General features: G+C 63.6%; 12 protein-coding genes and 1 pseudogene. 10 read left to right on the top strand and 3 right to left on the bottom strand.

Going from position 1 to position 10,145, the window contains the following annotated elements; genetic code table 11:
* A partial coding sequence (locus ACILRA_RS13735; protein WP_395662661.1) for an Rrf2 family transcriptional regulator occupies window positions 1-332 on the bottom strand: 332 nt, incomplete at its 3' end.
* 209 nt (window positions 333-541) lie between these two features.
* Here ACILRA_RS13735 and ACILRA_RS13730 point away from each other — a divergent pair.
* The 10 genes and pseudogenes from ACILRA_RS13730 to ACILRA_RS13685 all read left to right on the top strand — a co-directional run bounded on the left by ACILRA_RS13730 (window position 542) and on the right by ACILRA_RS13685 (window position 9,118).
* Window positions 542-832 (top strand): septum formation initiator family protein, encoded by a 291-nt coding sequence (locus ACILRA_RS13730; RefSeq protein ID WP_395662660.1) that lies wholly within the window; start codon window positions 542-544, stop codon window positions 830-832.
* Between the two features lie 194 nt (window positions 833-1,026).
* Window positions 1,027-1,986, top strand: a pseudogene (gene pdhA, locus ACILRA_RS13725) (pyruvate dehydrogenase (acetyl-transferring) E1 component subunit alpha); the annotation flags it as partial.
* Window positions 1,987-2,008: 22 nt separating this feature from the next.
* Complete coding sequence (locus tag ACILRA_RS13720; RefSeq protein ID WP_395662659.1) at window positions 2,009-3,370, top strand: pyruvate dehydrogenase complex E1 component subunit beta; 1,362 nt, start codon at window positions 2,009-2,011, stop codon at window positions 3,368-3,370.
* Entirely contained in the window at window positions 3,363-3,701 is a 339-nt protein-coding gene (locus ACILRA_RS13715) for a DUF5076 domain-containing protein (protein ID WP_395662658.1), read from the top strand. Before ACILRA_RS13720 ends, ACILRA_RS13715 begins: the two co-directional genes overlap by 8 nt.
* A 57-nt stretch (window positions 3,702-3,758) precedes the next feature.
* Window positions 3,759-5,048, top strand: a complete 1,290-nt coding sequence (locus ACILRA_RS13710; RefSeq protein ID WP_395662657.1) for a pyruvate dehydrogenase complex dihydrolipoamide acetyltransferase — start codon at window positions 3,759-3,761, stop codon at window positions 5,046-5,048.
* 2 nt (window positions 5,049-5,050) lie between these two features.
* On the top strand, window positions 5,051-5,689 hold the full coding sequence (locus ACILRA_RS13705) for an SGNH/GDSL hydrolase family protein (protein ID WP_395662656.1): 639 nt from the start codon (window positions 5,051-5,053) through the stop codon (window positions 5,687-5,689).
* A gap of 172 nt (window positions 5,690-5,861) precedes the next feature.
* Window positions 5,862-7,301: a dihydrolipoyl dehydrogenase gene (lpdA, locus tag ACILRA_RS13700; protein WP_395662655.1), complete on the top strand. Its 1,440-nt coding sequence runs from the start codon at window positions 5,862-5,864 to the stop codon at window positions 7,299-7,301.
* 101 nt (window positions 7,302-7,402) lie between these two features.
* The gene (locus tag ACILRA_RS13695; protein WP_395662654.1) at window positions 7,403-7,693 is read left to right on the top strand and encodes a GlsB/YeaQ/YmgE family stress response membrane protein; all 291 of its coding nucleotides are present in this window, start codon (window positions 7,403-7,405) and stop codon (window positions 7,691-7,693) included.
* Between the two features lie 9 nt (window positions 7,694-7,702).
* Window positions 7,703-8,647: a lipoyl synthase gene (gene lipA, locus ACILRA_RS13690; RefSeq protein WP_395662653.1), complete on the top strand. Its 945-nt coding sequence runs from the start codon at window positions 7,703-7,705 to the stop codon at window positions 8,645-8,647.
* Window positions 8,648-8,650: 3 nt separating this feature from the next.
* Window positions 8,651-9,118: a type II toxin-antitoxin system RatA family toxin gene (locus ACILRA_RS13685; protein WP_395662652.1), complete on the top strand. Its 468-nt coding sequence runs from the start codon at window positions 8,651-8,653 to the stop codon at window positions 9,116-9,118.
* On the opposite strand, the gene ACILRA_RS13680 is transcribed toward ACILRA_RS13685, so the two are convergent.
* Both ACILRA_RS13680 and ACILRA_RS13675 read right to left on the bottom strand, forming a co-directional pair.
* Window positions 9,097-9,597: a CinA family protein gene (locus ACILRA_RS13680; protein WP_395662651.1), complete on the bottom strand. Its 501-nt coding sequence runs from the start codon at window positions 9,595-9,597 to the stop codon at window positions 9,097-9,099. The genes ACILRA_RS13685 and ACILRA_RS13680 overlap by 22 nt on opposite strands.
* A gap of 1 nt (window position 9,598) precedes the next feature.
* A complete protein-coding gene (locus tag ACILRA_RS13675; RefSeq protein ID WP_395662650.1) occupies window positions 9,599-10,021 on the bottom strand; it encodes a DUF2721 domain-containing protein in 423 nt (140 codons plus the stop codon).
* Between the last annotated feature and the right edge of the window lie 124 nt (window positions 10,022-10,145).

Genomic DNA, 10,145 nt, shown 5'->3' with positions numbered 1-10,145 from the left:
GAGAGAACCTGCCCCAATTGCGCCGCCACCGGGCATGGCGAGCGCGGATCGGTCTTGTGCATGCGGAAGACGTTTTCGTCCTCCACCGCGAAATAGACGTCCGCCAGCGTGATGATGCCGGGGTCGCGGTTCAGCGCGAACCCGCCCGAGCGCCCGGCAATGGACTTCACCAGTCCCGCCCGCTCCAGTTCCGTCATCAACCGGCGGATCACCACCGGATTGGTGTGCACGCTCTGCGCCACCAGCGCCGAACACACCGGCCCCTTGCCCTGAAAGCGCGCAAGGACGCTCATGGCATGGACGGCGACAATGAATCGGCTGCTTGACAACATATCGGTAACTCCACGAGTTACATCGTCATGATCAGCCCAAAGGTCAAGCGAAACTGCTGCGGCTGCAATGGCGTCATCATTGACGCCGTCATGCCCGCCCCAATCCGGCATCCCGCGTTCACTGCCATCGCGGAGGCCGGAAGCCCCGCGCCTTCAACCCTTTCTTAACCCAACCGGCTGAAACCTGCCCTCAGACACCGGAGTCCCCCATGCGCCGCTTCGACATCATCGTCACCACCGTGTGCTGCGCGCTGCTTGGCTATTTCGCCTGGCACGCCTGGATGGGGCCGCGCGGCTTTCATCACAAGGAAGAGCGCGCAGCATGGGCTGCGGAACTCGCCGGGCGGCATGCGGACCTCCATGCCGAGCGGGTCAGGCTGGAAGACAAGGTGGTGCTCCTGCGGCCCGAGAGCATTGACCCTGACCTCCTCGACGAACTCGCCCGCGGAACCCTGGAACTGGCCAAGCCCACCGATGTCGTGGCCTTCACCGCAAGATAAATACCGAACGAAATCCGCCCCATAAACCGAAATTCAGTTAATTCTCGTTTTTGCCTGCGTTCTCAACCGTTTAATGCTATGACACCAGTCATAGATCACGGCTGGAGGAAGCGTTCATGGCGGTAAAGTCGGCCTATATCACGCGCAAGCTGACAAAGGGTGAGAAGGCCAATCTCACCAACAGCGGATTTACCTCTGAGGAGGAACTTCACGCTTACCGCGAAATGCTGCTGATCCGCCGCTTCGAGGAGAAGGCCGGCCAGCTCTACGGCATGGGCTTCATCGGCGGTTTCTGCCACCTCTATATCGGCCAGGAGGCTGTCGTCGTCGGCATGCAGATGGCCCAGAAGGAGGGTGACCAGGTCATCACCTCCTACCGCGACCACGGCCACATGCTGGCCTGCGGCATGGACGCCAAGGGCGTCATGGCGGAGCTGACCGGACGCCGCGGCGGCCTGTCCAAGGGCAAGGGCGGCTCCATGCACATGTTCAGCCGGGAAAAGCAGTTCTTCGGCGGGCACGGAATCGTCGGCGCCCAGGTGCCGCTCGGCGCAGGGCTGGCCTTCGCAAACAAATATCGCGGCAACGACCATGTCGCCGTCGCCTATTTCGGTGATGGTGCCGCCAACCAGGGCCAGGTCTATGAGACCTTCAACATGGCCTCGATCTGGAAGCTGCCCTGCATCTTCATCATCGAGAACAACCGCTATGCCATGGGCACGGCCGCCTCGCGCTCCACCGCCATGGCGGAGCAGCTGGGTGCGCGCGGTGCGGCCTTCGGCATCCCCTTCGAGCAGGTGGACGGCATGGACGTGCGCGCGGTTCGCGATGCGGGCGACCGCGCGGTCGAGCACTGCCGCGCGGGCGAGGGCCCCTATATCCTCGAGATGATGACCTACCGCTACCGCGGCCATTCCATGTCGGACCCGGCGAAATACCGCTCCAAGGAAGAGGTCCAGAAGATGCGCGAGGAGCATGACCCGATCGAGCAGGTCAAGGCCCGCATCCTCAACGGAAAGCTCGCGACCGAGGACGACCTCAAGAAGATCGACGCCGAAATCCGCGCCGTGGTGACGGAGGCTGCGGAATTCGCCCAGAACGATCCGGAGCCCGATCCTTCCGAGCTCTACACCGACATCTACGTGAACGCCTGAGCCACCGGGGAGACAGACAGAAATGCCATCGATCCTCATGCCCGCCCTCTCGCCCACCATGGAAGAGGGCAAGCTCGCCAAATGGCTGAAAAACGTCGGCGACATGGTGAAGCCCGGCGACGTGATTGCCGAAATCGAGACCGACAAGGCCACCATGGAGGTGGAAGCGGTCGACGAGGGCCCGCTCTCCGCCATCCTCATTCCGGCGGGCACCGAGAACGTGAAGGTCAACACCCCCATCGCCGTTATCGGCGAGGCGGATGCAGCACCAGCACCAGCACCAACACCAAAGGCTGAGGCTCCCAAGGCCGATGCTCCAAAGGCAGAAGCCCCCGCCGTTGCTGCACCCGCGGTTGTCACGCAGGCAGCAGCGCCAACGCCCGAAATTCCCGCCGGCACCGAAATGGTCACCATGACGGTGCGCGAGGCGCTGCGCGAGGCCATGTCGGAAGAGATGCGGCGTGACCCGGACGTCTTCCTCATGGGTGAGGAGGTGGGCCAATACCAGGGCGCCTACAAGATCTCGCAAGGTATGCTGGACGAATTCGGCCCGCAGCGCATCATCGACACGCCCATCACCGAGCATGGCTTCACTGGCCTGGCCGTGGGTGCGGCCTTCGCGGGGTTGAAGCCCATCGTCGAATTCATGACCTTCAATTTCGCCATGCAGGCGATTGACCACATCATCAACTCCGCCGCCAAGACGCTCTACATGTCGGGTGGCCAAATGGGCTGTTCCATCGTGTTCCGCGGGGCAAGTGGTGCGGCAGCGCGCGTTGCCGCCCAGCACAGCCAGGACTATGCCGCCTGGTACGGCCACATCCCCGGCCTGAAAGTTGTCATGCCCTATACAGCAGCGGACGCGAAGGGCCTGATGAAGGCGGCGATCCGCGATCCGGACCCCGTCGTCTTCCTCGAGAACGAGATCCTCTATGGCAAGAGCTTCGAGGTGCCGAAGGTTGAGGACTGGCTGGTCCCCATCGGCAAGGCCCGCATTGCGCGGGTTGGGCATCACGTCACCATCGTCTCCTTCGGCATCGGCATGACCTATGCCATGGCAGCGGCCGAGAAGCTCGCCGCCGATGGCATCGAGGCTGAGGTCATCGACCTCCGCACCATCAGGCCGATGGATCTTCCGACCATCCTCGAGAGTGTGAAGAAGACCAACCGCTGTGTGTGCGTGGAGGAGGGCTTCCCGCAATTCTCGGTGACCAGCGAAATCGCTGCCCAGATCATGACCCATGCTTTCGATTACCTCGACGCGCCTGTCGCACGCGTCGCCGGCAAGGACGTACCCATGCCCTATGCGGCCAATCTCGAGAAACTGGCGCTGCCCAATGCCGATGAGGTGGTCGCCGCAGCAAAGGCCGTCCTCTATGTCTGATCACGATCATCACCATCACAACCACCACGGCGAGATGCACCCGCACCAGCTGGAGCCGCCGCATGAAGTGTTTCATGATCCTAAGGCCGGCGAAGTGGCCCGCGCCTGGATCACCGGCGGTGGCTTGAGCCTCTCGCTCCATGCCATGGCCTTCGGCAAGCCCGAAGTCTGGGGCCACGTGCTGGCCGGCATGGCCCAGCAGGTCGCCGCCGCCTGTGCCGAGATGGGCACAGGCAACCCGGCTGATAACTTCGCGGCGATCCGCAAGGTGCTGAACGAGGACCTGAACAAGGTCGCAGCCCAGCTCTCGCCGCTGGCCAACAAGTCGTAACTTGCAAGACTGGGCGCGGCGCAAGCCGCCCCGGCTCCGAAGAGGGGAACGCCGCCAATGCCCGTCAATGTCCTCATGCCCGCCCTGTCGCCCACCATGGAAAAGGGCAAGCTTGCCAAGTGGCTCAAGAAGGAGGGTGACGCCGTCAAGTCCGGCGACATCCTGGCCGAGATCGAGACCGACAAGGCCAGCATGGAAGTTGAGGCGGTGGACGAGGGCATCCTCGGAAAGCTGCTCATCGCCGCAGGCACCGAGGACGTTTTGGTCAACACCCCCATCGCCGTGATCCTGGGTGAGGGCGAGAAGATGGGTGATGCGCCCGCTCCCGCCGCGCCAAAGCCCGTGCCCGTTGCACAAAAGCCCGCAGCACCTGCATCCGCGCCGGCCGCCGCAGCAGCGGCAGTAGCGGCAGTCAAGCCTGAAGGCGCGCGCGTCTTCGCCTCGCCGCTGGCTCGCCGCATGGCAAAGCAGAAGGGCGTGGACATCGCCACGCTGCTGGGCTCAGGCCCCCACGGCCGCATCGTCCTCAAGGATGTCGAGACCGCGAAGCCTGCCGCAGCCGCCGCCGCGCCGAAGCCCGCCGCAGGGCCCGCCATTGCCCCGCCGCCCTCAGACGAGCAGGTGCTGAAGCTCTTCGCCGAAGGCTCCTACGATCTCGTGCCGCATGATGGCATGCGCAAGGTCATCGCCCGGCGCTTGACCGAGTCGAAGCAGACCATTCCGCATTTCTACGTCTCGGTCGACGTCACCATCGACAATCTCCTCGACATCCGCGAACGCCTGAACCTCCAGGCGCCCAAGGACAAGGACGGCAAGCCCCTCTGGAAGGTGTCCGTCAATGACTTCATCATCAAGGCCATGGCCATGGCGCTGATCAAGGTGCCGGATGCCAATGTCTCCTGGACGGAGAGCGCCATGGTCCGCCACAAGCACGCTGACATCGGCGTTGCCGTCTCGATCCCCGGCGGCCTCATCACCCCCATTGTGCGCAAAGCCGAAACCAAGGGCCTCGCCCAGATCTCGAGCGAGATGAAGGACTACGCCGCCCGCGCGAGGAACCGCAAGCTCAAGCCCGATGAATACACCGGCGGTTCCGCGGCCATCTCCAACATGGGCATGATGAACGTGAAGAACTTCGCGGCCATCGTGAACCCGCCGCACGCCTCCATCCTCGCCATTGGCTCCGCCGAGCGCCGCCCCGTGGTGCGCGGCCATGACATCAAGATCGAGCAGCAGATGACCATCACCCTCTCCACCGACCACCGCTGCATCGACGGCGCCCTGGGCGCTGAATTCATCGGGGCCATCAAGGCCCATCTCGAAGAACCCGGCCTGATGCTGGTGTGACCATGAAACAGATCCTCGCCTTCGGCGACTCACTCACCTGGGGCTTCATCGCCGGCAAATGGGAGCGCCACCTGCATGAGGTACGCTGGCCCAACGCACTGGCCGCAGGCCTCGGCGGCACCGCCCGCGTCATCGAGGAAGGCCACAATGGCCGCACCACCATCTTCGATGATCCCACCACCTTCGATGACCGCAACGGCGCCAAGGCGCTGCCCATCATGCTGTCGACGCATCAGCCGCTTGATCTCGTCATCATCCTGCTCGGCACCAACGACATCAAATACGCCAACCGCTGCCGCGCCTTCGATGCCTCCATGGGCATGGCGCGCCTCATCGAGATCGTGCAGAAATTCTCGTTCCTGCCGGCCTACAAGACCCCGCAGATCCTCATCATGTCGCCGCCCGCACTCGTTCCGACCACGGATGAATGGTTCAACGACCTGTGGGGCCACGCGATTGAGGAGTCGAAACTCTTCGCGCACCACTATTCCCGCGTCGCCAGGGAAACGGGCGTGCACTTCTTCGACACCGGCACGGTGGCCAAGGCGGATTCAACCGACGGCGGCCATCTCGATGCCGCGAATACGAAAGCCATCGGCACGGCGCTGGTGCCGGTGGTGAAGGGGATACTGGCGATATAGAACGCGCGGCGAGAGGCCCTCATCCGGCCTGTCGGCCACCTTCTCCCATCCCTCCGGGACGGGAGAAGGGGAAGCTGCAAGACCACATTTCCCTTCTCCCGTCGCAACGCGATGGGAGAAGGTGCCCGAAGGGCGGATGAGGGCCCTTCGTTCAACAAGGGGACTGTTACAAATGGCCGACAACACCTTCGACATCATCATCATCGGCGGCGGCCCCGGCGGCTATGTGGCCGCGATCCGCGCCGCACAGCTGGGCCTCAAGACAGCCGTGGTAGAGCGTGAGCACTTAGGGGGCATCTGTCTCAACTGGGGCTGCATCCCCACCAAGGCGCTGCTCCGCTCGGCCGAAATCTACCACTACATGAAGCACGCCAAGAACTACGGCCTCTTGGCGGACAACATCACCTATGACGCCACAGCCGTCGTCCAGCGCTCGCGCGGCGTGTCGGGCCGCTTGAATGGCGGCGTCACCATGCTGCTGAAGAAGAACAAGGTCACCGTCATCTGGGGCGAGGCCAAGCTCACCAAGCCCAACGAGATCGTGGTCGCCGCACCCACCAAGCCCGCCGTCCAGCCGCAGCATCCGGAACCGAAGGACAAGCTCGGGGCAGGGACCTATTCAGCCAAGCACATCATCATCGCCACGGGTGCCCGCCCGCGCGTGCTGCCCGGCCTCGAGCCCGACGGCAAGCTGGTCTGGACTTACTTCGAAGCCATGGTCCCCAAGGCCATGCCGAAGTCGCTGCTCGTCGTCGGCTCCGGCGCCATCGGCATCGAATTCGCCTCCTTCTACAACGCCATGGGCGTTGACGTGACGGTGGTCGAGGTCATGGACCAGATCATGCCGGTTGAAGACACGGAAATCTCCAAGCTCGCCCAGAAGCAGTTGGAAAAGCAGGGCCTCAAGTTCCGCTTAAGCGCCAAGGTCACCAAGCTCGACAAGGCCGCCGACAGCGTCACCGCCACCATCGAAGCAGGCGGCAAGTCCGAGACCCTCACCGTTGACCGCGTCATCTCCGCCGTCGGCGTCCAGGGCAACATCGAAGGCCTTGGCCTCGAAGCGCTGGGAGTCAAGACCGAGCGCGGCTGCGTGGTCATCGACGGCTACGGCCGCACCAACATCCCCGGTGTCTATGCCATCGGCGACGTCGCAGGCCCGCCCATGCTCGCCCACAAGGCAGAGCATGAGGGCGTCATCTGCGTTGAAAGGATCAAGGGCCTCGACGCCCACCCGATGAAGAAGGAGCAGATCCCCGGCTGCACCTATTGCCACCCGCAGGTTGCAAGCGTCGGCCTCACCGAGGCGAAAGCCAAGGCCGCGGGCTATGAACTGAAAATCGGCCGCTTCCCCTTCCTCGCCAATGGCAAGGCCATCGCACTGGGAGAGGACCAGGGCCTCGTCAAGACCATCTTCGACGCCAAGACCGGCCGCCTCATCGGCGCGCATATGGTGGGTGCGGAGGTCACCGAGCTGATCCAGGGCTTCGTTGTCGCCATGGGCCTCGAGACAACGGAAGAAGAGCTGATGCATACCGTCTTCCCGCACCCGACCCTGTCGGAAATGATGCATGAGAGCGTGCTCGACGCCTATGGCCGCGTCATTCACATGTGAGCCCGGCAGCTTGCCCGGCCACACGGAAACGCCTATCTAAACGAAAAGTCCCCCTCCCCCATATGGGGAGGGCACCACAAACGGGACGGGAGAGACTTGGAATGGAACCGAACAACTTGATGGATCTCGGCGGTGGCGTGGGATTGATCGGCACGCTGATCATCGGCGCGCTCGCGGGCTGGATCGCCGAGAAGGTGATGAAGGCCAACCACGGCCTGCTGATGAACATCGTTGTGGGCATCATCGGCTCCTATGTCGGTGCTTTCCTCGCCAATGCGCTTGGCATCCGGATCGGCGAGTTGTTCCAGGGCTGGTTCATCGGCAATCTCATCGTCGCAGTCGCTGGCGCCGTCGTGCTGCTCTGGGTCGTGCGTCTCGTCAGGAGCAGATAGCAAGCCACCATGGTCACCATCCTCGACAGCAAGGCCAAGCTCCGCCACCCCGAGAAGGCCAACCGGCCGGACACGCCGATCCTCAAGAAGCCGGAGTGGATCAGGGTCAAGGCCCCGGGATCTCCCATCTTCGCGGAAACGCAGAAGATCGTGCGCGAGAACAAGCTGGTCACCGTCTGCGAGGAGGCGGGCTGCCCCAACATCGGCGAATGCTGGTCGAAGAAGCACGCCACCTTCATGATCATGGGCGACACCTGCACCAGGGCCTGCGCCTTCTGCAACGTGAAGACCGGCATGCCGGAAGCCCTGGTGAGGGACGAGCCCGAGAAGGTGGCGGACGCCATCGCCCGCATGGGCCTCGAGCACGCCGTCATCACCTCAGTTGACCGTGACGATCTGGACGATGGCGGTGCGGGCCACATCGCCCGCACCATCCGCGAAGTCCGCAAGGCCTCGCCCGCGACCACCATCGAAGTGCTGACACCTGACTTCCTCAAGAAGGACGGCGCACTGGAGAAGGTCGTCGAGGCCCGCCCTGACGTCTTCAACCACAATCTCGAAACCGTCCCCGCGCTCTATCTCAGGATCCGCCCGGGTGCCCGTTACTTCCACTCGCTCCGCCTTCTTCAGCGCGTGAAGGAGCTTGATCCCGCCATGTTCACCAAGTCTGGCATCATGGTGGGCCTGGGCGAAACGCGTGAGCAGGTGATGCAGGTGATGGATGACATGCGCTCGGCCGACATCGACTTCATCACCATCGGCCAATATCTCCAGCCCACCCGCAAGCACGCGGCGATTGACCGCTTCGTGACGCCTGACGAGTTCAAGGGCTATGAGACCATCGCCTATGCCAAGGGCTTCCTCATGGTCGCCTCCTCGCCGCTGACGCGCTCGTCCCACCACGCGGGCGATGATTTCGCGAGGCTCCGCGCCGCGCGCGCCGCGAAGGGCTGAGCGTTGCCGAACTTCAGCGTCACGCGCAGCGTGCCCTACACGGCGGAGCAGGTCTTCGCCATCGCGCGTGATGTCGCCCGCTACAAGGAGTTCCTGCCGCTGGTGAAGCGCTCTCTCGTGCGCCACGCGAAAACGCATGAGGACGGCACCGAAACCTTCGAAGGAGAGCTTACCGTTGCTTACGACAAGCTCCGCGTCGAGGAGGTGATGACCAGCCGCGTCACCGTAAACCCGAAAGCCCTCACCGTCACCGCGCGCTCCAACGAGGGGCCGGTCAAGCACCTCGAATCCGAGTGGCGTATCGTGGGAACGGGTGACAGCCGTTGCGACATCACCTTCACGGTGGATTACCAGCTCAAGAGCCGCACGCTGCAATTCATGTTTTCAGGCATGTTCGACCTCGCGGTCCGCAAGGTCATGTCCGCCTTCGAGGAGCGCGCGCGAACGCTTTATGGCCCGGCGATCTCATAAGCCATCGCCACCGCCACGCGCACCGTCTCGATCCGCACCTCCTGCCGCCCGATGTCACCCAGCCGCAACTCGCGGCTGACGGTTTCGCGCCCGCGCCGTGCGGCTGCACAGTGCACAAGACCCACGGGCTTGGCCGCGCTTCCGCCGCCGGGGCCTGCCACGCCCGTCACGGCCACCGCCACATCCGCCGCGCTGTTGGCCAGCGCCCCTTCCGCCATGGCGCGCGCCACCTCGGCGCTCACCGCTCCATGGCGCTGGATGAGGTCCGAAGGCACCCCGATCATCCGCGCCTTGGCACCGTTGGAGTAGGTGACGAAGCCGCAGTCCAGCACGTCAGATGATCCAGATACGGAGGTTATCAGCCCGGCGATGAGCCCGCCGGTGCAGCTCTCGGCAGTGGCCAGCATCAGCCTAGCACCGCGCAGGCGATCAATCAGTTCCGCCGCGCGCGCATCGAGGTCTGGTGGAAACATCGTCATGTCAAAGCTCGTGATCGGCCATGAGCCCGATCTTGATCTCGCTTGCGAAGTCGAGGAGAGACCAGAGCAGCAGGAACATCGAGATGATGAACAGTATGGCCACAAACCACACATGCTGCACCCCAACCAGCGCCGCAGTGAAGGCAATCATGATCAGGAACGCAGCAGCCGCCCCGCTGCCGATTGACAGCACAACGGCCCGGTGCAGCAGCTGGGCCCGCTGCTTGAGGCGGCGGAGCTCGGACTGGCCGTCCGCATCGGCGCCATTTGCCGCCTTTTTCTCGCGGATGCGGTGTTGCAAGTCCTGGCTGCGATCGACGAGGATCGACACAAAGCTCGCCACCGCGCCAAGCAGGAATGCCGGCGCCACCACGTGCCCGATGATTTCCGTCAGATGCTCGATAGATCCGGGGTCAACGCTCATGCCGTTCTCCTAGTGGATTGGCCGGGACAAAAGAGTCCGATTGAAGGTTCCCAACGGCTTGTTGACGTGCGAATCTGAAAGGATGCGCAATGGTATCAGTTTCACCGTTTCCGCCGCCGACTGT

Origin of the sequence: Aestuariivirga sp. (genome assembly GCF_044239095.1) — a bacterium.
In the GTDB taxonomy this organism is placed as follows: Bacteria; Pseudomonadota; Alphaproteobacteria; order Rhizobiales; family Aestuariivirgaceae; genus Aestuariivirga.
The sequence above is the reverse complement of the archived record's forward strand: the minus strand, read 5'-3'. Positions and strand labels throughout refer to the sequence as shown.

Coding starts and splice junctions, on each gene's coding strand:
- ACILRA_RS13730 (WP_395662660.1), top strand. CDS start 542: ATGCGCCGCTTCGACATCATCGTCACCACCGTGTGCTGCGCGCTGCTT.
- ACILRA_RS13720 (WP_395662659.1), top strand. CDS start 2,009: ATGCCATCGATCCTCATGCCCGCCCTCTCGCCCACCATGGAAGAGGGC.
- ACILRA_RS13715 (WP_395662658.1), top strand. CDS start 3,363: ATGTCTGATCACGATCATCACCATCACAACCACCACGGCGAGATGCAC.
- ACILRA_RS13710 (WP_395662657.1), top strand. CDS start 3,759: ATGCCCGTCAATGTCCTCATGCCCGCCCTGTCGCCCACCATGGAAAAG.
- ACILRA_RS13705 (WP_395662656.1), top strand. CDS start 5,051: ATGAAACAGATCCTCGCCTTCGGCGACTCACTCACCTGGGGCTTCATC.
- lpdA (WP_395662655.1), top strand. CDS start 5,862: ATGGCCGACAACACCTTCGACATCATCATCATCGGCGGCGGCCCCGGC.
- ACILRA_RS13695 (WP_395662654.1), top strand. CDS start 7,403: ATGGAACCGAACAACTTGATGGATCTCGGCGGTGGCGTGGGATTGATC.
- lipA (WP_395662653.1), top strand. CDS start 7,703: ATGGTCACCATCCTCGACAGCAAGGCCAAGCTCCGCCACCCCGAGAAG.
- ACILRA_RS13680 (WP_395662651.1), bottom strand. CDS start 9,597: ATGACGATGTTTCCACCAGACCTCGATGCGCGCGCGGCGGAACTGATT.
- ACILRA_RS13675 (WP_395662650.1), bottom strand. CDS start 10,021: ATGAGCGTTGACCCCGGATCTATCGAGCATCTGACGGAAATCATCGGG.